Genomic DNA, 22,718 nt, shown 5'->3' with positions numbered 1-22,718 from the left:
CACATTCTCCTATTAAGCTATTTAGTATTTTTTACTAACCATTGGTACTCCAGTTAATTGTTCTGCTTCCATAGTTAAGGAAACAAGGTCTTGACGTTCAAGTTTTTTAACATCAGTGTTACCTGCTTGTTGTGTTAATGATTTTACCTCTTGAGTCATTGCTTCTATGTAGTTTGCAACTTGCTGACCTTTTCTAATTGGATCTAATCTTCTTCTAAGGACTCTTTCTTGTGTTGCAATTCCTTTTGCACAGGTTCCTTTAGAACAGGTTTGACAGACTTTACATCCAATTGAGATTAATGCAGAGGTTGCGATGTATACTGCATCAGCACCTAAAGCTATTGCTTTTGCTACATCTGCTCCAGATCTAATTCCACCAGCAGCAACAAGGCTTACTTCATTTCTTAAATTAACTTCTTTAAGAGCATCGTCAGCTTTTACAATTGCTTCAATGGTGGGAATACCTGCGTGTTCTGTGATTACTTCTGGTGCAGCACCAGTTCCTCCTTGCATACCGTCAACTACAATTATATCAGCACCAGCTTTTGCAGCAATTTTTACATCTTGTTCTACTCTACCTGCTGCGAATTTTACGATAATTGGTATTTTCCAGTCAGTAATTTCTCTTAACTGATTGATTTTCATACTTAAGTCTTCAGGTCCGACAATATCCATGTGTCTTGCGGGACTTAAAGCAGCAGTTCCTTCAGGAATGTTTCTTACTTTAGCAACTTCTGCAGTTACTTTATGTCCTAATAAGTGTCCACCCATTCCTGATTTTGCTCCTTGACCAATTTTTATCTCAACAGCTTCTGCATTGTTTAAATAGCTAGCTGAAACTCCGAAACGTCCTGATGCATATTGTGCAATTAATTTATCTGCATAATGTCTTTCTTCAGGAAGCATTCCTCCTTCACCGGTGTTTGCTATGGTTCCTGCTTTACTACTTCCAATAGCAAGTGCAATTTTAGCTTCTTTACTTAATGCACCAAAGGACATTGCTCCAATCATAATTGGGGTATCAATTTTAATTGGATTTTCTGCAAATCTGTCTCCTAATACTACTGAGGTGTCACAGTTTTCTCTGTAAGAATCAATAGGAGGTCTTGAAACCTGTGCAGGTAATATGCTTAAATCATCAAATGTTGGTACTTTTCTTGTTAATCCACAACCACGCATTTTGTATGATCCGGTTTGACTTTTACGTTTGATTTCAACCATTGTTGAATTGGACCAGATTCCTCTACCTTCGTCTGGGAGTGGTTTGACGTATATTGCATGTGTTGGACACATTTCTTCACAGATTTTACATCCTACACAATTTTCCTGATGTATAGGCTGTGGTTCGTCATTAATTACTTCATATACGTTGTGAGGACAATTTGAATAGCAGCTGTAACAGTTTTTACATGATGATCTTTTAGGATTGTCACATAAGTACCAGCAACAACCTGGTCTGCCGTTATTCTGTTTACAAATTTCTTGTTTTCTCTCAACAGTAAATGGCATTTAGTTCACCTCCTCTTTTATATCTCTTAACGGTTTAAATACAGGACAAACAGAGTATTTTGTTCCTCCAGCTTTAACAACTTCATCAATGTCATCTGTTATTTTTGCATAAGGTTTCCAAGCTAAATGGTCTTCTTTATCTACGATAAGTGCTTCTGTTATGATATCGTTGGTTAATAAGTAGTCAAGTAATGTAGTAACAATTGATCCGTCTTGACCATGTCTGTGTTTTACTGATTTGACTGATAATATTTTAATGTACTCACCAAGTGCTTTTGTGTTGTCATTTCTTAAGTTTTCAGGAATAAAAGTCCTTGGACATACTGCAAAACATGCATGACAGTCTTCTACACATTCGCTGTTCATTCTTGGTTTTGTATCATCAATTGTGATTAAATTATCAGGACAAATGTATTCACATGCTCCACAAAGTACGCATGCTCCAACATCAATAACGTTAGATTTTAAATCTATGAATTGGGATTCAGAGATTTCTTTAGCTATTTCGTTGTCTAATCTTTCTCTTTGGTATAATACAGGTCTTGCAAAGAATTCTCTTTCTTCAATATACTCGAGGTTTTTGTTTATTTTATTTTCTGCAATCCTGTTTAATAATTTAAATTGAGATTCGGTAAGATCTTTAGCTTTGATGTATTTTTCTTTAATTGCGTTATTAACAATCTCTTCTCCTTTTTTGGTTCTGATTATTAAGGTTGACCATCCGTTATCTGAACCGATAGACCCAATTGAAATGTCAGAAGTTTCAGAGGTTAATTCGACACATATGTTACAATTTTTTCTGATTATGCTTTTAGCTTTGTAAAGAGGTATTTTAACGGTTTCTTTTGTTTTAAGTAATAATGAAACAAATCCTTTTTCAATTTGGAATTTTTCAATATCGTTCATTGTTAAGTCATATTCTTTTAAGAGATTTCCAAAGTATTTGTATGAAAAGTTTTCCATACAAAATAAGCCCAGTTTAACAGCAATAGGGCTATCTGCATATTCCTCTAATTTTGATGCAGCCATTATTTCACATGGTGTTCCAACCATAGCTATTTTGTGTTCACTCATTTTATTAGCTCCTATTGTTCATTAACGATTTTTTTAAAGTTTGTATAATCAATATCAGTTAGTTCAAATCCGTATTTTGTTAAAATTTCTTTTAACTCTTTTTGATCTTCAAGAGTTGTTTTTTTCATAACAGCATTTTTTCCTAAGCTTTTGACGTCTCCAAGAACATAGATTGTTCCTCTCATAATGGATTCACCAACGTCATCAGTTACATCACCGAGGATAATGAGTTTTCCACCCATCATAAGTAACCCTGTCATGTATCCGCTGTTTCCACCAATGATGACTGTTCCACCTTTCATGATTTCTCCAGTTCTTGATCCAGCATTTCCTTTTACAATTACTGTTCCACCATAGATTCCTTGTCCTGCACCATCTCCTGCAGTACCTTCAATAATCAATTCACCTTTGGTCATGTTGTCTCCAGCAAACCAACCTGCATTTCCGTTGATGTGGATTTTTGGTTTGTTTATCATTGTTCCAACAAAATAACCTGCAGAACCGTTTATTTCTACGTCTACATCTTCAATTAATCCTGCACAGATGTCGTGTTTTGATTCTGGATTGTTAATAATGATTTTATCGTGATATACAGCCTGTTCTTTGATAGTACGATTTAATTCTTTTTCTTCCATATTTTTTGCATCAATTACATATTCTTTCATTGATAAAACCCCTTTAGATAGTGTAAGCTCTTGTTTCTCCAGGTGCAATTTGTTCTATTTGATTAGATTCAATTACACTGTGTAATGCCATTTCTTCTGATGCAACTGCAAAGATTTCATCAGTTTCAACCATTACTCCTGGTCTTAAACCAAGTTTGTCTTTTGCAATACCGATACCATTAGGTGTTCCTACTAAAATTGAAAAAGGACCATCTAAATCGATTACTGCTTGATCGAGTGCTTCTTCTAATTTGTATCCTTGGTCAAGTTTGTCTGCCATGTAATGAACAATACATTCGGTATCGTTAAAAGATTCGAATTTATGTCCTTTACGTTCTAAGGAGTCTCTAATTTTCCAGTAGTTGGTAATTTGTCCATTGTGGACTACTGTAATATCTGGTATAATGTAGCTTTGATATGGATGTGCGTGATAACGATCAACACTACTTTCAGTTGCAAAACGGGTATGTCCAATTCCGTGAGTTCCCATTCTGTTTGCAACATCAAATCTTTTTGCGATGTCTTTTACTTCTCCAACATCTTTTATCATTTCAAATGAGTGTGAACCGTTGATGACTCTAACGTTTTCTAATTCATCGATTTCGTTAATACATGGTTTTAAAAGTGAATATTCGTCTAGAGCAATTTTACATTTGTATACGTCTGAGTCTCCGACGGATTTTACTAATTCTTCTTCAAAGATTGGGCTGATTTGAGTTAATAATGATTTTAAGTTGTCAAGTACGCCTTTTTTTCTTTGTACTTCAATATTTAATTGGTAATTATTTTCAGGATAGTTTAAGCTACCGTAGATTGAATAACCTGCAGAATCTGGGCCTCTGTGTTGTAATGATTCTAACATTGAAGTTAATGCTTCTCCTACGGGATGAGTTTTTTTATCTTTGTATATTACACCTGCTATTCCACACATTTTTATTCCTCCATAAAATAATCGGCGAATACACGTATTTTAAGTTTTAACTTGAGTTTATTTTATTTTAAGTAGGTATTTTTAGCTTTTAATTCGTTATATGCCTGTACTAAATTTACCTGATAAAATAATGATCATAATTGATTTGTATAAATAATTTTAAAATTACTTCATATGCCTTTAATTTAATTCTAAAATTTCAAAAAACAAACTTCATACATATATTCATTTTTTTAAGTTAATTTTAATTTTTTAAACCTCCAAAAAAGGTGATTTTGGTAGTTAAATAGATTAACTACCGTCTAATTATGCTTATACATTTAAGTATTCATCTCTTTCGTAGTCAAATACTTGAATTCTGTAGGAATCCCATTCAGCTCTTTTAATATTGTAGAATTGATTGAATATTTGTGGTCCAAGAGTGTTTTTAACAACATCGTCTTGTTCTAAAGAGTGATATGCTTCCCATAAGCTTGTTGGTAAGCTGTTGATTCCTCTTGCATTAATTTCATCTTCAGTTAATGCGAATAAGTTTTCTTCAGTTGGTTCACCAGGGTCAATTTTATTGTCCATACCGTCTAATCCAGCTTCAAGTAATACTGCAAATGCTAAGTATGGGTTACATGAAGGGTCAGCAGATCTACATTCAACTCGGGTTCCTAATCCACGGGATGCAGGAATTCTTAATAATGTTGATCTGTTTTTGAAACCGTATGCAATGTAACATGGAGCTTCGTAACCTGGTACTAAACGTTTGTATGAATTGACTGTTGGAGATAAGATTGAAGATAATGCAGGTGCATGTTTTAATAATCCTCCAATGAAGTATAATGCTTCTTGAGATATTTGAGTTTCAGTATCTGGGTCATAGAAGATGTTTTTACCATCTTTGAATAAACTTTGGTTACAGTGCATTCCACTACCGTTAATTCCTAAGAATGGTTTTGGCATGAATGTTGCTTTGTATCCTAAGTTGTTAACTACTGCTTTTACTGCTTCTTTGAAGGTAATTACTGCGTCTGCGGTTTTAAGTGCATCTGCGTATTTGAAGTCAACTTCATGTTGTCCTGCTGCTACTTCGTGGTGACTTACTTCAACATCAAAGTCTAATTTTTCAAGACCAAATACAATTTCTCTTCTAATGTCAGTACCTTGGTCTAATGGTTCAACATCAAAGTATTCAGCTTCATCAGCAGGGATGTAATTTCCGTTTTCATCTTTTTTGATAATGAAGAACTCTGGTTCAGGACCCATGTTGAATTGGTATCCTCTTTTTTCGGCTGCTTTTAAAGTTCTTTTGAGTAATCCTCTTGGATCTCCTTCGTATGGGTTTCCTTCGGTTGTGAAGATGTCACAAATGAATCTTCCAGTACCTTTGGATTCAGGTCTCCATGGGATAGTAGAGAAAGTGTCGATATCTGGTTTTGCAAGTAAATCACTGTCATTAATTGAAGCTAATCCTGCAATTGAGGATCCGTCAAATAATAATCCGTCATTTACGATATCTTCAACATCACTTGCTCTTTTAAGAGGTACTGCCATACTTTTTGGAAGTCCGTGGATGTCTGATAATTCTAGTTTTAAGAATTTTACATCGTTTTTTTCGATTGTATTAATAATTTGGTCTATTTTTTTATCTCTTTCTGACATATTTTCACATCTTTTTTTGAATTTACTATTCGGGTTGAATAATATTGTAATCGTTAACTTAATGATATTTAATTAAATACATCGTCGGAAGGAAACTTCCTTCCTACTAATTACTTAGATTGTATTAGTATATAAACATTTTGGATAAACCAAAAAAGTTATGGTGGAAAATTAAATGAATATTCTTCACTATTTTTCTAATTGTGTGATGTATTTTTGAATATTATTCGATTTTGAAAATATTTTTTAATTTTTTCTATGGTGAGGTATTGTGGAATGTTGTTTGATTGTTTAAGGATTAATAAAAAGAATAATTTTTTTGTTTTAAAAAAATTTTAATTGCCGGCAATCGCAAATGTTTGGAAAACATCTTATATACAACTTTTATATAATTGTTGTAATATAATATTTAATATGGCAAAAAATGATAGAAGTGCTCTAAATCCATTTACTGGAAAAAAGCATCTTGATTTGGTTAATGATGATAAATTTCTACAGGAGTCCTATAATGAATATTATAAAGTCATTAACCAGTCTCAACTTTTAGACAATACTCATAATGGTCAGATTGTCAGGGATGTTGGTGTAAAACTGATTAATGCTGTTAACAATTACCTTGCTGAAATTGGCAGGTTGGATTATGTTGAGGATTATTATGACTGGGATATTCATTTGGTTGCAGATAATACTGTAAATGCATTTTGCATGCCTGGTGGTAAGATTGTAATGTTTTCGGGAATTCTTTCAGTTGCAAATACTGAAGAAAAAGTTGCTTTTATTTTAGGTCATGAAATGGCACATGCACTTCTTGATCATACTAGAACCAGAATCAGTGCTCAAAATGCCCATAATACTTTAGCTTCTGCTGCATGGATTGGCAGTATTGCAATGGATTTGGTTGGATTAGGTGAACTTGGCAGTGTAACAAGAGCTGCTACAAATGTTGCAAGTGTTGGTTCTCAATATTTCCTTTTAAATCCCTGGGGAAGAGACCAGGAACTTGAAGCCGACCGTTTGGGTATGATGATAATTCACTGGGCAGGTTATGATATATCTCAAATTCCAGCATTCTGGCAGGATATGTCTAGACAAAATGCCAATAATCATGATTTTTTCTCAACACATCCTGCAGATTCAAAAAGAATAGCTGTAATGAGGCAATTAATTGGAGAAATTGAAAATCGTGAAGGGCTTCATTTAACATCTGCTAATAATAATTCACCAGACAGTTTTTGTTCTAATTGTGGATCTCCTGTTGGTGTAAATGATAATTTCTGTACAAATTGTGGTTTTAAACTTGAAACACAATTAAAATGTTCTAATTGTGGACATGCTATTGGAGATGGTGATAAGTTTTGTATGAACTGTGGAAATAAACTTTAGATGATGGTTAGGTCGTGTTTAATTCTCATATTCGCTTTTATCTTCTAGACCTAAGTTTTCAAATGCACGTTTTCTTCTCATACAGCTTTCACAAACGCCGCACTGTTTTTTTCTGCCTTTGTAACATGAATAACTTAGTTCCATTGGAGCATCATATTTAATTCCCATTTCAACAATTTCTTCTTTGTTTAAATCAATTAATGGTGCTTCAATTTTAATTTCATCTGGTGAGCCTTCTTCAATTAACTGATTGAATTTTTCCAAATATCCTTTTGAGTTATCTGGGAATGTTGCACCTTCCTCACCATTCCATCCAACAATAATTGCACTAGCACCCATACTTTCAGCATATGAAAGAGCTATTGAAGTAAATACGGTGTTTCTTGCAGGAACCCAGACACTACTTGCACTTTCACTACTTTTTTCAAAATCATCCAAATCTTCATCTTTAAGTTCAGGAACATCATCATCAGTATTTAAGGTTGAATTACTGATTTTGGATAACCATGGAAGGTCAATTACTTCATGAGTCCAATTCATTTTTTCACAAATCTCTTTGGATGCTTGAAGTTCTCTTTTAAAAGCTTTTTGACCATAATTAAAAGTAATTGCTAAAATTTCGTAGTCTTTGGCAAACATGCTTGTTGCAACAGTACAGTCAAGACCTCCTGATAAAACAGAAATTGCTTTTTTCATCTAATCATCTCCTTTACTTTTCTAAGTGCTAATCCAGTATCTTTAGCTATTTTTTCCAAATCATCATATTCTGGACGCTCGGATATTATTTCACCATTTACATAACCTATTTTAAATGTTACTTCATATTCTTTTTCATCAATATTAAATGTTTTCTTAACAAACTCTCTTTTAGCTATTCCTCTGTGAATGTTTGGTGCAATTCTAATTCCCAAACTTCCTGTTTCCTTAAAAATAGTGTCAATAATTACATCTCTATTTTTCTTTTTGGAAATTACTTTAAGTAAACTTCCAGGACGGTTCTTTTTCATTATTATTGGTGTAATTGAAACATCTCTTGCTCCACTATCCAAAAGCTTGTTAAATAAGTATCCAATTTCTTCACCAGTCAAATGATCCATATTTGTTTCAATAACATCTATTTCATCACTTTTGGTTTCATTTGAACTTTCAATGATTCTTAAAACATTTGGATGGTCGAAATCTTTTTTACCAGCACCATATCCGACTTTATTTGCTTTTGTTTGAGGAATGAAATCATGTATTTCATCACATAATTCCATATAGATTGCAGCGCCTGTTGGTGTTGCAAGTTCGCTTTCAACAGGCCCTCCAATCATTTGGGCATCTTTTAGGATTTCAACAACTGCAGGGGCAGGAACAGGAAGAATTCCATGAGCAGTTTTAACTCTGCCACCACCAACAGCTATTGGAAGACCAATTATTTTTTCATTGCCATAATTTAAATTATAATAAGCATAAACACTTCCAATTACGTCTGCTACAGCATCACTTGCACCAACTTCATGAAAATGGATTTCATCTAATGATTTTCCATGAACTTCACTCTCACCAATGGCTATTCTTTCAAATATGTTTATGGATGTTTGTTTGACATTGTTATCTAAATCTAATTGCTTTATTTTTTCAATAAAATCAGGATAGTTAATAGGAGGATTGTTTTCAAGCATTTTAACATCACAGTAAGTTGATGAAATGCCTTTTTTATTTATCTTGTCAAAAGTCACTTCCACTTTTCCGAATTCTTTTGCGGATTCTTCCATGATCTCTTTTATTTTACTTGCATCTGCTCCAAGGTCCACAAATGCTCCTATTAACATATTTCCAGCAATTCCACTTCCTTGTGGGTCGATAATAATTGTCATAATCCTAAGTCCTTTTTATGTTATTATATAAATTTAAATTAAATAATTAATATATATTATCTACATGGAATTGAATATCATCAAAAAAGATTATGGGATTTGTATTAATAATCCAAATTGCTTTTTAGCATTCAGTGATTTTACTGTAAGTGATGGAATTGACATTATTGAAAATGTCAATATTGTAAAAGCTAAAAATGAATTTAAGGCTACTGCAAAAAAAGCAGAGACATTTAATCAGTCTCAGGGAGCATATATTGCACAGGCTGTAGATTCTCTTGACTATTTTCAAAATACTTACGGTGATTTAAGTGTTTTAACATTCATGTCAAATGATGTAGTCATTGAAGATTTCACTGAGTATTTGAAAGTAGCAAACTCACCAAAAGGCTTTGTTGATGCAAGAATCAATTTAAGTCATGTGATTTACATTGACAAAATTATTTCTCCAAAAGATTTGCTTAAAATATTTAAAATAGTGACCAATATTAAAGCAAAAGTCTTGGCAAATATGTGTTTACCTGTTCATATACAAAATATACTTAACACTGATGATTTTTTAGCTGTATTGGCAAATGTTAATGTATCTGAAAATGAGGATTTGGATATTAATAATGCACAATATGATGAAATCAATTGGGATGAGTTAAAAATAAGAATTGAAGATGCAGTTCAAATTAGTCTTGAAGATGCATTTGAACGTCTTGATTTAACTTTTGGTATTCTTGATTATCTTGTATCTGAAGGAATTCTCATTGGGGATTTAATTGATGCTGGTATGGAACTTTTAGCCGGTGTTGAAGTTACTCAAGATCTTAGAGACAAAATGGAAGCACAAATTCTAAAATCTTTATGTGATATCAATGTTATTGCTCTTTTAGTTGCAGCAATGAGAACAGAACAGGACTTAACAGGCAATCGTATAAGAGAAATTGATGTAAGTGATGATCCAGCTTATCTATACACAGATGAAGTATTGGGTCTTGCTATTTCAAACCAGATTGCAGGTACAAAAGCTACTTTTAACTTTAAAAGATATGATGAAGCAAAACCTGGTATTATTGGTGGATTACCTCCAATGCTTGATGATATTTTCGCAGGTTTGATTGCAGGTTGTATGTCAAAAATATTTGAGGAATAGTCATGGAAGACGATAGCTATTTTGAAGATGAGGAATTCTCAATAATGAGGTCTCTTTTGGGCCTTTTAACATTTTCAACAATCTTGCCGATTAATGTTTATACTTCAATTGAGTATATGACAAAATTAACCTGGTGCTGGCCGTTTTTACATATTTTCGTTGGAATTTTAGCAGCAATTTGCGGATATGTTTCACTGGAATTTTTACATCTAAATGTATTTTTCACAGCTGTAATTGTTTATGCATTCCTAATGCTAATTACTGGTTATAATCATTTGGATGGTGTAATGGACATGTCTGATGGAGTCATGGTTCATGGGGATGCTGAGCGCAAAATAAGTGTAATGAAAGACTCTTCTGTTGGTGCAGGTGGTGTTGCATCATTATTTTTAGTAGCAAGCCTTACAATTGCAGGTTTAAACAATCTTTTAGATTATAATTTAATATTGGGAATTGTAGTTTGTGAAATGGCTGCAAAAACCTCTTTAATAACTACTGCACTTTTATCCAAGCCTTTAACTCCTGGAATTGGAAGCTATTTTATTAAAGAAACTAATACTACCAAGTATTTGATTTCAACTGTTTTAGTTGGAGCTATTGCATTTTTATTGTGCGGATTTGTTGGTATTATTGGTGTTTTAGGAGCTATTGTAGGTGGAAGTATCATTGCAAAAATTGCAAAACGTAATTTTGTTTATGCAAATGGGGATGTTCTCGGAATGAGTAATGAAGTTGGACGTCTATTTGCTTTATTATTCATGGTAATTGCATTATTTTTTGTTTAAATCAATAGTTAGGTGAAATAAGCGATTAATTTATAAATTTAAATTCCTATAATACTTTTTGATGAGTTATCGCTTATATGGTTCACCTCCGTTTCCAATAATATCTTTTCAGCACATGTTTCTCGCAATTGCATCTAAGTGATAACTTCATCAAATTTACCAAGCAAATTATTATATATTTTTAAAATAAAATATTAAATATTATTTTTACAATTTATTTGACTAGCTGATAATTATGAATGTTAATGTTTTAAGATTAGACCACAGATTAAAAAGGGATACTCGTATTACTACTCATGTTTGTTTAACTGCTCGTGCATTTGGAGCAAGTAAAATCTATCTTGCAGGTGAAAAAGACACTAAACTCATGGAAAATGTAAGAGATACTGCATCAAGATTCGGAGGAAACTTTGAAATAGAATATGCTGAAGGATACATGAGCATAATTAAAAAATGGAAAGCAGATGGTGGTAAAGTAGTCCATCTTACTATGTACGGTTCACAGGCTCATGAAGTTGCACCTGAAGTAAGAGAAGATGGTTCTGACATTTTAATCGTTGTTGGTGGTTCTAAAGTTCCGGGAAGTGTTTATAAAGCAGCTGACTGGAATGTATCTGTTACAACTCAACCTCACTCTGAAGTATCATCTCTTGCAGTGTTCCAACACTTGTTAATGGATGGTAAAGAGTTTGATTTGGAATTTGAAAATCCTGTATTGGAAGTTATTCCAACAGCTCATGGAAAAAATGTTAATATTCACAATGAAAACCGTTAAGAGATATAATCATCCAATCTTTTAATGGCTTTTAATTTTTCATCTTTTTTTATTCTTGCCTGATCAATGGCATCTCTTATTGTTTGAATTGAATTATCATAAACTTCTCTGTCTACTGGATATGGGAAACCGTCTTTTCCTCCGTGGGTGAAACTGTATTTTACTGGGTCTTTCCAGCTTGCAGGTTCTCCATAAATTAAATCAGAGATTAAAGCTAGTGCTCTTATTTTTTTAGGACCAATTCCCTGTAATAAAATTAATTCTTCATAGTTTTCAGGCTGAATTTCATAAGCTCTTGTTAAAATCTCAAATTCTCTATCGGAAATATCCATATCAAGTACGGGGTGATGTCTTGGCATTGTAAAATCTTCAAGTAACATCTGATTGTCTTTTCTTTTAAAATATTGTCTTAAATGACTTGGATTGTCATTTATTAAATCAACACTTATTTTTTGAGCATTTTTGCTGTCTTTTGAAGACATATTTAGAGTTTCTGGTGTTGGTTTATCACATGAAATTCCACTATGTGGTTCATTTAACAGTTCTTCAACTTCTGAACCTAACCAGTGATAACGTCTTGCATATTTGTCTGCTGTATTTAAGCCCTGTTGAACTACTGCCCAGTCTCCTTTTTCTGTAACAAAGAAATTATGCTGGTATAATGTGTATCCATCCTGAATGCATGAGTTGTCAATTTTAGCAGATAATCTACTTGTATCAACTAATTTTTCAACCGTTTTTGTTTTTAAATTGAATATTTCTCCAGCATGTTCAATTCCCTGTGGAGTTTTTCTTGATTTTGCGCCTTTCCCTCCACTTAAATAAATTCCATGTTCTTCTGGGCTAAGTGATGCTTTTAGAGCACCTAATGTGGTTGTTGTTGTTCCTGAAGAGTGCCAGTCAAATCCTAAAACACATGAAAATGCCTGAAACCAGTAAGGATTGGATATTCTGTTTAAAAACTCAGATGGACTATATTCTTCAATAATAACTGAAGCTAGTGCACCTGATAAGTCTACCATTCTTTGAAATAGCCATTTTGGCGGATGTCCTCCGTGGAGAGGTAAATTAACAGTTCCTTTTCTTTGCATTGATTATAAATATGTAATTATATAATATTGCTTTTTTAGATAGAGCATTTGGAAAGTATTTGTCTGATGATTTTTACTAAATATTTATATATTAGAATATTCTAATTTTCCATATGGATAAATAACGATTGTTATATTTTTAACAATTTAGGTTTTTCTCATGCTCGGGCGAATAATATGCAGGGAAAACTTGATAACATGATAAAAATTATAATGGCGTAAAACTTTCTAAAATAAATTTTAATAGCTATTTTTTAGCAGATATTGTGGGATATGTAAAATAAAATTGAATACATGTTTTTCTACATTAATGCCGATTTTTAAAGTTACAAAATTCACTGCTTAAATAGAAGTGATATTTATGGAATATAAATTAAAATTTAACGATATTAATGAAATAAGACAATTAAAAGAAGATTTTACTATAAAAAATTTATTAGATGAATTGAAATTATCCTCTCAAAATATTATTTCAAAGAAAAATGGTGAGCTTACAATAGAGGATAGTGTAATTAATGATGGTGATGAAATTCAATTAGTTCAGATTATTTATGGTGGATGATTAGAAGGTTAAGGATGTGAAAAAATGAATTATGATTTAATTATTGCAAGATACGGAGAAATTGGAGTAAAAAGTTCTGGTGTAAGATCACAATTTGAAAAAAGATTAGTAAAAAATATTAAAGCTACTTTTGATTGTAGTGTTGATAGAAATCAGGGAAGAATATACATTTATCCAAAACAGTTCGATGAAGGTATTGAAAAATTAAATATGGTATTTGGTGTTGTATCTTATTCTCCTGCTGTTTCAACACAATTTACTTTTGATAAACTCAATGAAACATTAACATCTTATGTTGAACAGTTAATATCTGAAAATGTTTTGGATATAAACACCAAATTTGCTATTAAATGTCGCCGTGTAGGGACCCATGATGTATCTTCACAGGAAATTGCAGCATATTGTGGATCTGTTGTTAAAAATGTTGTAGATGCACCTGTTGATTTATCAAATCCAGATTTAACAATATTTGTTGAAGTAAGAGATGATGATGCATATATTTTCCATGAAAAAATCAAAGGACCTGGTGGACTTCCATTAGGAACACAGGGAAAAGTTGTATGTTTGATTTCAAGTGGAATTGATTCTCCTGTTGCAGCATACTTGATGATGAAAAGAGGATGTGAAGTTATTGCCCTTCACTGTAATAATGACCCATTTTCAGGACCTAAAGTTACAGAAAACTTCAATCTATTAATTGACAGACTCGATGAATATGCAAACGGTTCTGCAATTAAAAGAAGAGTCATTGATTATGGTGAGTATTTAACTGTTGCAAAACAAAAAGCTCCTGAAAAAATGACCTGTGTTTTATGTAAATCTGGAATGTATAGAATTGCTGAGAAATTAGCTCAAAAATTAGGTGCTGATGCAATAGTTGACGGAAGCAGTATAGGTCAGGTTGCATCACAAACATTACCAAATATCTTGGCTACTCGTTATGGTGTTGATATTCCAATTCTCTCACCTTTAATTGGTCTAGATAAAGAAGAAATAACTGAAATTGCAATTAAAATAGGTACGTTTGAAATCTCAAAACTTGATGACGGTGGTTGTAGTGCAGTTCCAAGATATCCTATGACTCATGCTGTGTTGGAAGATGTAAAACAAGCTTGTAAGGATATGGATCAGGAAAGCGAGATTCAAAAAGCATTTGATAATATTAGAAAATTATAATGGTGAGTTAAATGAGTGAAGGTAAAGTTTATAATCTTTTGATTACTCGTGGGATTGACCCAGACAATCAATATGAATTTTATAAAGAAAGAATAGACAGTCAAAGAGATTTTTTATACAATGAATACAATACAATAGAAAATGAATTGACTGAAGAGTTGTTTGAAAAGGTTGATGTTGTTGTATTATTATTTGGTCTTTTCAATGACAATAAAGAGTTATTTAAAGAGTTAATAGCTAAATCAAAACAGTACAATGTTCCATTACTTTTGATTCGTTTCTTTGGTATGGAATATGTTTTAAAAGAATTAGAAGAAATATCTGATGCTGTAGTTGGTTGGAATCCTCACTGTATTGTTGATGCAATTGAAACACTTGTCGACGGTGAAGATTGGGTAAAACCATGTGATATTTCTGAAGAAGAATAGTTTTTAAAAGTCTGTAAAAATTTTTACAGACTTAACTATGAATTTAGTGTAAATACCATAAACCATTACTGTCGATACGTGTACAATGGAGTAAGTGTGAAATTATACCACCAGTTGCTCCTCCAATAGCTCCTGCTGCAGTTGATCCTCCAATTAAAATTGCACATACTCTTGCTCTGTTAAAGTTTGCATCATATGTTTTTGAAATAACATATGATGAAGCAATACTTCCAATTAGTGCTCCGGTACCCATTCCTGCAACAGTTCCAATTAATGGATTTACTGTTACAGCACCTACAATACATCCTACAATGAAACTTGAACCAAATGATACCCATTTTATTGCTTCATATCCTGCATTACTTATACTTTCTGCAAAGCGAACAGCACTTGGCCTGTTCATTTCAGTAATGTTTTCACCATTGATTATGAGTTTTCCTCCATCTCCAATACAGATGTCGTCTCCTTGTCCGTATGCAACATTATGTACGAATGTACAGTTGTTGTTTATTAATAGTCCCTGGCTGAATATTGCTCCTTTATTTTTAGCATAGTTTCCTATAAATGAACAGTTATTACATGCAACACATCCAGTGTTTAAAATTGCTGCTCCCCAGTCTCTTTTAATGAGGTAATTCATTTTATTGTCTTTAAAGGTTATGTTATTGAATATACAATTTCCACCATTGTTTTCAACAGCATTATTAAATCCTAAAATATTTAGATTTGATGCCAAGAATATTTTTTGGTCTATTTTTGCCCATATATCAGTGTTACTGGTATCATATGAACCTTCTATTGTTGAGTTATGACCTCTAATGTTGATTATATCAAAATTCATATTACTTTTTGTAATTGTTTTTATGGATTTTATTTTCATTTGTCTTAAAAACTCAACATTTAATGCTGTTGTATATTTTATTTTGTTTAAACTGCCAATATCTGCTTTTAAAATGTCTTCATTTGATTTAATTCTACTTCCGTAGTTAGTATTGGCAATGGTTTCATAATCGCTAGTATTGTTGACGTAAACATTTGCTATTAATTGATAGTCATTTGAATATTTGTCATTGAATAGTTTTGAGTAAATATCATCACAGCTAGTTATATTTTTAAAATGATAATCTTTCATGTAGGTAACATCATTTTTAAGGTTTTTTTGATGTGCATAATATAAATTCATTGCCATTTACTGTTGCATAGTATGAAATATTATTTTCAAGGGTGTTTTTTCCACCTACTGTTATACTTTTATAAATCATTGGAACTAAATCAATGGTTTTATTGCCCATTTTTGAAAATGCTGCGTCGAGTATATTATTTATATCGATGTTGGTAACATTTCCATTAATAATATGGGTATTTGTTGGTGATATAAACCCGCAATCTTTAATTAAGATATTTTTGTGGTTTCTGTCAACGTATATTTCTTCGTTACTTAATTTTGATGTTGAGTTAACAAAATAACAGTTGTTTAATGTTGTATTTGCACTTCTTAAATATATTGAACCTCCAACTCCTAAAGCCTGGACGTTTGAGAACTTATTGTATTCTAGTGTCCCATTTGAACCGCTCCAGTTTATTGCACCTCCGATATATGCTTTTGTTGAATCGAATGTACAATCTGAAAGATGTCCATTATTTCCAGTCCATGTGATTGGACTTTGCTTATTGTTTTTAATGATTCTTGCAATATCTGGATTATCGTGGTCATTGTATTTTTTATTGTTTGATGGATCATTAATGAAACAAAAGTTTTTTATTGTAACATTGTTTCCACTTACTTCAAAAATCCTAAATTCCTTTGTTTTTCCTTTAAGAGTTATGGAATGATAATTACCATCAATGGTTACATTATCTGCGGTAATTTTTATTGCAGGATTTACTGAGGGTTCTTTGGTTTGATTAAAAACATAATCTTTGTTATTTTGTAAGTATCACCAGTTTTGAGGTTGGAAATATCTTTATTTAATTCATCAAAACTTCCAGGCACTTTTATTGGTTCAGCACTTGGAATGTCGCTACTGTTTGTTATTTCTGTGGCACTTACACAGGTTGCTCCTAGTATAAGTGATACAATTCCGATTAATAATAAAAATTTTAAGTTCTTATAATTCATCAATTTGCCTCTACCAATATATTGTAATCCAACATATATAATATTTTGGTATGCCTAAATTATTTAAAAATTATATTAATATACTAGTTAAAAGAAAATTATTATATTGCTCAATACTGCATTATTTTGAATTTGTAGTTTTAAAAATCGTGTATTGATTTAATATGGGGGGAAAATATGGAGTGGAATTTGATTTGGCCAATTTTAGTTGTTATTGCATCTAATACTTTTTATAATATTTGTATGAAATCAACACCTGCTGATGTTAATCCATTTGCTGCATTGATGGTAACATATATTATTTCTGCAATTGTTTCAGCTATTATTTTTGTATTCATGGCAAGGCCTGAGAATGTCGCTTCTGAATTATCCAAAGTAAACTGGACATCTATTATTTTGGCATTTGCTCTTGTTGGTTTGGAAGTAGGTTATGTTTTTGTATATCGTGCTGGTTGGCAGGTAAGTAATGCAACTGTTGTAGCTAATATTGGACTTGCATGTGTATTGATTGTTGTTGGATACTTTTTATACAAAGAAAATGTTTCTCTTCGAGAGATATTAGGTATTGTTACTTGTATGATTGGATTAATTTTAATTAATTTATGAATTAATTGTCCAATTTTTAATTTTCAACAGTATAATATATAAAGTAAAAAAAATATAATTATTTGTTGTATATTCTAGTGTGAAGGGAAAAGTTATTTAATATTTCACTTGATGCTATGTTATATTTATTAATAAGATTATTTAATCAAAATTATTAAGGAGCGTATTTACTATGGCTGTAGATAACGGAGATTTTGTAAGAGTAAATTTTACCGGTAAAGTTAAAGACACTGAAGAAGTATTCGACACTACTTATGATGAAGTTGCACAAGAAGTTGGACTTTTTGATGAAAACAAAACTTATAAACCAATCCCAATTGTTGTAGGTGGAAACCACTTATTACCTGCTATCGAAGAAGCAATCATCGGATTAGAAGAAGGAGAAACCAAACACGTTGAAGTAGATGCTGACAACGCATTTGGTCCTAGAGATCCTAAAATGGTTCAATTAGTACCTATGAAAGAATTCAAAAAACAAGGTATGACTCCTTTCCCAGGTATGAAAATCCAATCCGAAGGAACCACTGGAAAAATCTTAACCGTAAATGGTGGAAGAGTAAAAGTTGATTTCAACCACGAATTAGCAGGAAAAGACTTAGTTTACGATGTTGAAGTAACTGAAATCATTGCTGATGAAGAAGAAAAAATCAAAAGTATGATTGAATTACACTACTCCAACCCTAACATGGACATCGAAAAAACCGAAATTGACATCGTTGATGGTGTAGCAAACATCAAATTAGATGAAATGGCTAAATTCGATCAAAAATCCTACATGGATGTTACATTTGCAAGATTCAGAATTGCTAAAGACATCTGGGATAACATTGATGAAATTACTAAAGTTAACTTCGTTGACGAATTCGAGAAAAAAGAAGAAGCTGACGAAGAAGCTGAAGAAGAATAATTCTATTCTTCTCAATTCACTTTTTTTTTAAATCTTTAAACCATTATTAATAGCTACAATTCCAGGAATTTTTTCTACTTTTAACTCAAACATAGCTTCCATTCCTTCGTTTTCAAAAAGAACACATTTTTTTTCTAAAACCTTGCTTGTAAGAAGTGCAGCAACTGGTGGAGTAATTACAAAAATAGAATTGTTTTTATCAAGCTCTTTTATTGTATTATCATTTAACATTCCTTTTCCAATATGTATTTTAACGCCGTTTTCACTTAAAAAAGGTATTGTGGATTCAATTTCTACTTTACTACTTGTTGTTGGAGCAATTCCAGCATCACTAAAAGCAGTATGCATTATAACACTTCCATTCAAATCAAATGGTACTTTATCTTCTTTAATTAGATTAACTAACTGTGGAAGTGCAGCGTCACGTCCTGTATAAATTGTTCCAGAAATAGTGACTTTATCACCTACATTAAGTGATGAAATGTCTTCTTCGCTAATTGGTGTTGTTAAATGTTTCATAATTAATTTTATTGTATTATTTTTTTAATAAATTTTTTAGTATGAAAATAGGATTTTATTTATATTTCATTATTACATATTTATTAACTAAAGTTACATTTTAAACTCTAATGGTGATATTATTAATTCAAATAAAACAATTGATTATATTAGTTTGGCAAGTGTGATATCTGCACTGGCAGTTGTTTTTCTTCATGTGAACGATTGTTTTTGGCAATTTAGTTCAACTGGAAGATATTGGATTACAGCTAATATGATTGAATGTGTTTTTTATTTTGCTGTTCCAGTATTTTTCATGATTTCTGGAGCAATGCTAATTGATTTTAATAAAAAATATTCGCTAAGAGAATATTTTACCAAAAGAATTAATAAGACACTTATTCCTTATATTGTATGGAGTTTTTTAGGTTTAGCATTTCAAATATGGTATTTACAATCTGTTTTACCATCTAATGTCAATATCACATATATTCTTAATGGATTATTAAATGGTAATCTGGTTAATGTTTATTGGTTTTTCATTCCTTTATTTTGCGCATATCTGACAATACCTTTATTTGCATTAATTCCAACTGAAAAAAGAAAAGATATTTTCACTTATATTGTTGTATTGGGATTTATTATTAATGTAGCAGTTCCTTTTTTAAATAATGTATTTAATATTGGTCTTTCTTATTCTATATCTCTAGGTGTTGTTTCTAATTTATTGTTTTATACATTAGTAGGATATTTATTGCATAATTATGAAATCTCCAAACAAAAAAGATATTTCCTATATTTATTTGCAGTAATTGGATTAATTATGCATTTTGCTGGAACATACTATGCATCAATGGCTGCTGGTGAAATAAGCTATTTATATAAAGGATATGCAAATTTACCTGCTGTTTTATACTCTGTTGGTATTTTTACATTTATAAAATATGATTTAAATAAAATTATGGGTAATTTAAAAGTAAATAATCTGGTTAATTTCTTAAGAAATTATACATTTGGTATTTACTTGATTCACTGGTATGTCTTAAGAATTATTGTTAAAGTTTTTTCATTAAATACAAAGTCAATTATTTACAGGATTTCTGCTCCATTTTTAATATTTGGAGTTTGTGTTTTAATAATTCATTTATTGCGTAAAATTCCTTTAATGAAGAAAATATTGCCTTAACGTTAAATTGAATTATTGAATAAAATTCAAAAATATCTTATAATTATTTATCAATATTTAAATATTTGTGAAATCATAATTATTCATTAAGAAGTTATTTTTTATTGGGATGCATATGGTTAAAATTTCAGTTATTATGCCGGTTTATAATGATGCTGATCGTTTGGATAAATCTATTAATAGTGTTTTAAGCCAGACTTTAGATGATATTGAGCTTGTTTGTGTTAATGATGGTTCCACAGATAATAGTTTGGAGATTTTAGAAAGTTATTGTGAAAAATATGAGTTTATTAAAGTTTATTCTCAAACAAATCAGGGTTCTGGTAAGGCAAGAAATTATGGTATTGAGTGTGCTGAAGGAGAATACATAGGTTTTCTTGATGCTGATGACTTTTTCATTGATGATGATGCACTAGAAAAATTATATTTTGCAGCTAGTGAAAATAATGCAGATATGGTTTCAGGAAATATTAAACTAGTCAATGAAAATGATGAACTATCACCATTTGAAAAATTCGATTACTTTGAAGAATTCGGATCTATTTTACCTGAAGAATACGGTATTCCATGGTCTTTTTATAAAAATATTTTCAAAAAAAGCTTCTTAAAAGACAATAATATTATTTTCCCGGATTTATTAAGAGGTCAAGACCCTGTATTTTTAGCTGAAGTGTTATCCAAGGTTAATAGGGTTTATACGGCACCTGCTGATGTTTACGCATATTTTTATATTAATGGGGCTAAACAGTGCAATACCTACAGAAAACGCAGAGACACAGTAATGCATTATAAGATGGTTTTTAATTATCTAAATGATTCTAAATTTGATGATATTCGCCATGAATTCAGATATGCAATGCTTGGTTTTATTGATATGATGGGTATTGATAGTGCAAGTGACATGTTAACTGCATATAGGGAAGTTTTTGCAGATGATCCTGATAATTTAAGAGCTGCTGAAGAATATTTCTACTTTAAATATAAAGATAATCAGGATTTAATAGATTCATTTGATTTTGAAAGTGATGATTATCTTGATTTTGATAATGGCTCTATGAAACTTAATAAAATCCCAGATAAACCTAGAATTTCTGTTCTTATTCCAGTTTATAATGCGGAAAAATTCCTTGATGAATCTATTCCAAGTGTTTTAAATCAAACCTTTGATGATATTGAGCTTATTTGTGTTAATGACGGATCACCAGATAATTCTTTAGCTATTTTAGAAGATTTTGCTTCTAAGGACTCTCGTGTTAAAATAATCAATAAAGAAAATGGTGGTTGTGGATCTGCAAGAAACCGTGCAATAACAGAAGCTAAAGGAGATTATATTTACTTCTTTGATCCTGATGATTATATTTTACCTAATGCTCTTGAAATGCTTTATAGAAACATTATAACTAACGGTTCTGATTTGGTAATATGTAATTTTAAGAAGGTATCAGATACTGGAGACTCAAATTATAACATTGATTGCAGTTTTTATTTTGAAACAATGTTTGATGATGTTAATTTCAATAGATTTGTTTTTAATTGCATGGACGTTAAAAAAGATGTATTAAACAGTTATTTTGCACCTTGGAACAAACTTTATAAAAAAGAGTTTTTAGATTCATATGATGATTTCTTGTTTGATTTAGGAATTGCATTTGATGATGTTCCTTTCCATATTAAATCCATGTTAAGGGCAAATAAAATATCTTATGTTCCAGAACATTTATACGAGTATAAATATAATCCAAACTCAGTAAATAACACTGCATCTAATGGTAAGGATATTTTTAGAATTATAGATATTGTAGAAAACATATTAAAAAAAGAAAACTGCACTTCAGATTTTAAAAATGAATTTGAATTGTTTACCATTTCACATATTATTGCATATATGGTTTCCACTAATTCAGAGGAATATCTCACTAGAGCAAAAGAAGTATTCTCTAATTTGAATTTAGAGGATAACGAACTTGTCAGTGGTATTAAATTAAACAGATATAATTTAGTATTAAAAGCTAATTCAGTTAAAGAATATGAATTTGAGGATTATAAACTTCAAATTGATGATTTAAAAAGTACTGTTGATGATTTGAGAAGTTTTAATAAAAAATCATCAGATATGATTAAAGATTTTGCTGAAAGGAATATTAAATTGTCTGAAAAGAACAAAAAATTATCTAAAAAGAATAAGAAGTTAACTAAAAAGATTAAGAAGTTAACTAAAAAGAATAAAAAACTTAAAAAAGATCTTAAAAAAGCTCAAAAACTAAATAAAGAAATTTTAAATTCAACAAGCTGGAAGTTAACTGGAGTATTTAGAAAACCTAAAACTGTGTTAAAGAAGTTTCGTGATTAATCAATTAAAATGTGGATAAT

The 22,718-nt window shown here is 31.1% G+C and carries 22 protein-coding genes; 11 read left to right on the top strand and 11 right to left on the bottom strand.

Annotation, left to right across the window (positions count from 1 at the left end; genetic code table 11):
- Positions 1-21: 21 nt before the first annotated feature.
- The 5 genes from PUD86_02795 to glnA form a co-directional block, all read right to left on the bottom strand.
- Positions 22-1,509: a glutamate synthase-related protein gene (locus PUD86_02795; GenBank protein ID MDD6776205.1), complete on the bottom strand. Its 1,488-nt coding sequence runs from the start codon at positions 1,507-1,509 to the stop codon at positions 22-24.
- Positions 1,510-2,583, bottom strand: coding sequence for a Coenzyme F420 hydrogenase/dehydrogenase, beta subunit C-terminal domain (locus PUD86_02790; GenBank protein MDD6776204.1), 1,074 nt, complete (start codon positions 2,581-2,583; stop codon positions 1,510-1,512).
- Positions 2,584-2,594: 11 nt separating this feature from the next.
- On the bottom strand, positions 2,595-3,248 hold the full coding sequence (locus PUD86_02785) for a tributyrin esterase (protein MDD6776203.1): 654 nt from the start codon (positions 3,246-3,248) through the stop codon (positions 2,595-2,597).
- A 13-nt stretch (positions 3,249-3,261) separates the two neighbouring features.
- Positions 3,262-4,179 (bottom strand): glutamine amidotransferase, encoded by a 918-nt coding sequence (locus PUD86_02780; protein ID MDD6776202.1) that lies wholly within the window; start codon positions 4,177-4,179, stop codon positions 3,262-3,264.
- A gap of 312 nt (positions 4,180-4,491) precedes the next feature.
- The gene (glnA, locus tag PUD86_02775; protein ID MDD6776201.1) at positions 4,492-5,829 is read right to left on the bottom strand and encodes a type I glutamate--ammonia ligase; all 1,338 of its coding nucleotides are present in this window, start codon (positions 5,827-5,829) and stop codon (positions 4,492-4,494) included.
- A 414-nt stretch (positions 5,830-6,243) separates the two neighbouring features.
- On the opposite strand from glnA, the gene PUD86_02770 reads away from it, so the two are divergent.
- Positions 6,244-7,212 carry a M48 family metallopeptidase gene (locus PUD86_02770; GenBank protein ID MDD6776200.1) on the top strand — a complete coding sequence of 323 codons (969 nt, stop codon included), beginning with the start codon at positions 6,244-6,246 and terminating at the stop codon, positions 7,210-7,212.
- An 18-nt stretch (positions 7,213-7,230) separates the two neighbouring features.
- On the opposite strand, the gene queC is transcribed toward PUD86_02770, so the two are convergent.
- Together queC and larC are read right to left on the bottom strand one after the other, a co-directional pair.
- Positions 7,231-7,908 (bottom strand): 7-cyano-7-deazaguanine synthase QueC, encoded by a 678-nt coding sequence (gene queC / locus PUD86_02765; GenBank protein ID MDD6776199.1) that lies wholly within the window; start codon positions 7,906-7,908, stop codon positions 7,231-7,233.
- Entirely contained in the window at positions 7,905-9,074 is a 1,170-nt protein-coding gene (gene larC, locus PUD86_02760; GenBank protein MDD6776198.1) for a nickel pincer cofactor biosynthesis protein LarC, read from the bottom strand. Before larC ends, queC begins: the two co-directional genes overlap by 4 nt.
- Before the next feature lie 64 nt (positions 9,075-9,138).
- Here larC and PUD86_02755 point away from each other — a divergent pair, with 64 nt between their 5' ends.
- The 3 genes from PUD86_02755 (at position 9,139) to PUD86_02745 (ending at position 11,775) form a co-directional block, all read left to right on the top strand.
- The gene (locus PUD86_02755) at positions 9,139-10,215 is read left to right on the top strand and encodes a phosphatidylglycerophosphatase A (GenBank protein ID MDD6776197.1); all 1,077 of its coding nucleotides are present in this window, start codon (positions 9,139-9,141) and stop codon (positions 10,213-10,215) included.
- 2 nt (positions 10,216-10,217) lie between these two features.
- Positions 10,218-11,000, top strand: a complete 783-nt coding sequence (gene cobS, locus PUD86_02750; protein ID MDD6776196.1) for an adenosylcobinamide-GDP ribazoletransferase — start codon at positions 10,218-10,220, stop codon at positions 10,998-11,000.
- Between the two features lie 232 nt (positions 11,001-11,232).
- Positions 11,233-11,775 (top strand): tRNA (cytidine(56)-2'-O)-methyltransferase, encoded by a 543-nt coding sequence (locus PUD86_02745; protein MDD6776195.1) that lies wholly within the window; start codon positions 11,233-11,235, stop codon positions 11,773-11,775.
- Here PUD86_02745 and PUD86_02740 read toward each other — a convergent pair.
- The gene (locus tag PUD86_02740) at positions 11,772-12,866 is read right to left on the bottom strand and encodes a DUF763 domain-containing protein (protein MDD6776194.1); all 1,095 of its coding nucleotides are present in this window, start codon (positions 12,864-12,866) and stop codon (positions 11,772-11,774) included. The two genes, PUD86_02745 and PUD86_02740, sit on opposite strands and share 4 nt — an antisense overlap.
- 361 nt (positions 12,867-13,227) lie before the next feature.
- Here PUD86_02740 and PUD86_02735 point away from each other — a divergent pair, with 361 nt between their 5' ends.
- The 3 genes from PUD86_02735 to PUD86_02725 are packed head-to-tail and all read left to right on the top strand — an operon-like array spanning position 13,228 to position 15,032.
- On the top strand, positions 13,228-13,428 hold the full coding sequence (locus tag PUD86_02735; GenBank protein MDD6776193.1) for a MoaD/ThiS family protein: 201 nt from the start codon (positions 13,228-13,230) through the stop codon (positions 13,426-13,428).
- A 24-nt stretch (positions 13,429-13,452) separates the two neighbouring features.
- On the top strand, positions 13,453-14,604 hold the full coding sequence (gene thiI / locus PUD86_02730; protein MDD6776192.1) for a tRNA 4-thiouridine(8) synthase ThiI: 1,152 nt from the start codon (positions 13,453-13,455) through the stop codon (positions 14,602-14,604).
- 11 nt (positions 14,605-14,615) lie between these two features.
- The gene (locus PUD86_02725) at positions 14,616-15,032 is read left to right on the top strand and encodes a nuclease (protein ID MDD6776191.1); all 417 of its coding nucleotides are present in this window, start codon (positions 14,616-14,618) and stop codon (positions 15,030-15,032) included.
- 43 nt (positions 15,033-15,075) lie between these two features.
- Here PUD86_02725 and PUD86_02720 read toward each other — a convergent pair whose 3' ends face one another.
- Complete coding sequence (locus PUD86_02720; GenBank protein MDD6776190.1) at positions 15,076-16,215, bottom strand: hypothetical protein; 1,140 nt, start codon at positions 16,213-16,215, stop codon at positions 15,076-15,078.
- A 699-nt stretch (positions 16,216-16,914) separates the two neighbouring features.
- Positions 16,915-17,151: a hypothetical protein gene (locus tag PUD86_02715; protein MDD6776189.1), complete on the bottom strand. Its 237-nt coding sequence runs from the start codon at positions 17,149-17,151 to the stop codon at positions 16,915-16,917.
- A 177-nt stretch (positions 17,152-17,328) separates the two neighbouring features.
- On the opposite strand from PUD86_02715, the gene PUD86_02710 reads away from it, so the two are divergent.
- Together PUD86_02710 and PUD86_02705 are read left to right on the top strand one after the other, a co-directional pair.
- A complete protein-coding gene (locus PUD86_02710) occupies positions 17,329-17,757 on the top strand; it encodes an EamA family transporter (protein MDD6776188.1) in 429 nt (142 codons plus the stop codon).
- Between the two features lie 172 nt (positions 17,758-17,929).
- Positions 17,930-18,664, top strand: coding sequence for a peptidylprolyl isomerase (locus PUD86_02705; GenBank protein MDD6776187.1), 735 nt, complete (start codon positions 17,930-17,932; stop codon positions 18,662-18,664).
- A gap of 27 nt (positions 18,665-18,691) precedes the next feature.
- Here the strand turns inward: PUD86_02705 and PUD86_02700 are convergent, their stop codons facing one another.
- Positions 18,692-19,183, bottom strand: a complete 492-nt coding sequence (locus tag PUD86_02700; protein MDD6776186.1) for a fumarate hydratase C-terminal domain-containing protein — start codon at positions 19,181-19,183, stop codon at positions 18,692-18,694.
- Positions 19,184-19,337: 154 nt separating this feature from the next.
- Here PUD86_02700 and PUD86_02695 point away from each other — a divergent pair, with 154 nt between their 5' ends.
- Both PUD86_02695 and PUD86_02690 read left to right on the top strand, forming a co-directional pair.
- Positions 19,338-20,348 (top strand): acyltransferase family protein, encoded by a 1,011-nt coding sequence (locus PUD86_02695; GenBank protein ID MDD6776185.1) that lies wholly within the window; start codon positions 19,338-19,340, stop codon positions 20,346-20,348.
- A gap of 115 nt (positions 20,349-20,463) precedes the next feature.
- Positions 20,464-22,698: a glycosyltransferase gene (locus PUD86_02690; protein ID MDD6776184.1), complete on the top strand. Its 2,235-nt coding sequence runs from the start codon at positions 20,464-20,466 to the stop codon at positions 22,696-22,698.
- The last annotated feature ends 20 nt before the right edge of the window (positions 22,699-22,718 follow it).

It is taken from the genome of Methanobacteriaceae archaeon, assembly GCA_029219465.1.
GTDB lineage: Archaea > Methanobacteriota > Methanobacteria > Methanobacteriales > Methanobacteriaceae > Methanocatella.
Note: the sequence above shows the minus strand (reverse complement) of the source record. Positions and strands in the feature narration are given on the sequence as shown.

Bases quoted from the DNA above. Each gene is read 5' to 3' on its own strand.
- PUD86_02795 (MDD6776205.1), bottom strand. From the start codon at position 1,509: ATGCCATTTACTGTTGAGAGAAAACAAGAAATTTGTAAACAGAATAAC.
- PUD86_02790 (MDD6776204.1), bottom strand. From the start codon at position 2,583: ATGAGTGAACACAAAATAGCTATGGTTGGAACACCATGTGAAATAATG.
- PUD86_02785 (MDD6776203.1), bottom strand. From the start codon at position 3,248: ATGAAAGAATATGTAATTGATGCAAAAAATATGGAAGAAAAAGAATTA.
- PUD86_02780 (MDD6776202.1), bottom strand. From the start codon at position 4,179: ATGTGTGGAATAGCAGGTGTAATATACAAAGATAAAAAAACTCATCCC.
- glnA (MDD6776201.1), bottom strand. From the start codon at position 5,829: ATGTCAGAAAGAGATAAAAAAATAGACCAAATTATTAATACAATCGAA.
- PUD86_02770 (MDD6776200.1), top strand. From the start codon at position 6,244: ATGGCAAAAAATGATAGAAGTGCTCTAAATCCATTTACTGGAAAAAAG.
- queC (MDD6776199.1), bottom strand. From the start codon at position 7,908: ATGAAAAAAGCAATTTCTGTTTTATCAGGAGGTCTTGACTGTACTGTT.
- larC (MDD6776198.1), bottom strand. From the start codon at position 9,074: ATGACAATTATTATCGACCCACAAGGAAGTGGAATTGCTGGAAATATG.
- PUD86_02755 (MDD6776197.1), top strand. From the start codon at position 9,139: ATGGAATTGAATATCATCAAAAAAGATTATGGGATTTGTATTAATAAT.
- cobS (MDD6776196.1), top strand. From the start codon at position 10,218: ATGGAAGACGATAGCTATTTTGAAGATGAGGAATTCTCAATAATGAGG.
- PUD86_02740 (MDD6776194.1), bottom strand. From the start codon at position 12,866: ATGCAAAGAAAAGGAACTGTTAATTTACCTCTCCACGGAGGACATCCG.
- PUD86_02735 (MDD6776193.1), top strand. From the start codon at position 13,228: ATGGAATATAAATTAAAATTTAACGATATTAATGAAATAAGACAATTA.
- thiI (MDD6776192.1), top strand. From the start codon at position 13,453: ATGAATTATGATTTAATTATTGCAAGATACGGAGAAATTGGAGTAAAA.
- PUD86_02725 (MDD6776191.1), top strand. From the start codon at position 14,616: ATGAGTGAAGGTAAAGTTTATAATCTTTTGATTACTCGTGGGATTGAC.
- PUD86_02720 (MDD6776190.1), bottom strand. From the start codon at position 16,215: ATGAATTTATATTATGCACATCAAAAAAACCTTAAAAATGATGTTACC.
- PUD86_02715 (MDD6776189.1), bottom strand. From the start codon at position 17,151: ATGAATTATAAGAACTTAAAATTTTTATTATTAATCGGAATTGTATCA.
- PUD86_02710 (MDD6776188.1), top strand. From the start codon at position 17,329: ATGGAGTGGAATTTGATTTGGCCAATTTTAGTTGTTATTGCATCTAAT.
- PUD86_02705 (MDD6776187.1), top strand. From the start codon at position 17,930: ATGGCTGTAGATAACGGAGATTTTGTAAGAGTAAATTTTACCGGTAAA.
- PUD86_02700 (MDD6776186.1), bottom strand. From the start codon at position 19,183: ATGAAACATTTAACAACACCAATTAGCGAAGAAGACATTTCATCACTT.
- PUD86_02690 (MDD6776184.1), top strand. From the start codon at position 20,464: ATGGTTAAAATTTCAGTTATTATGCCGGTTTATAATGATGCTGATCGT.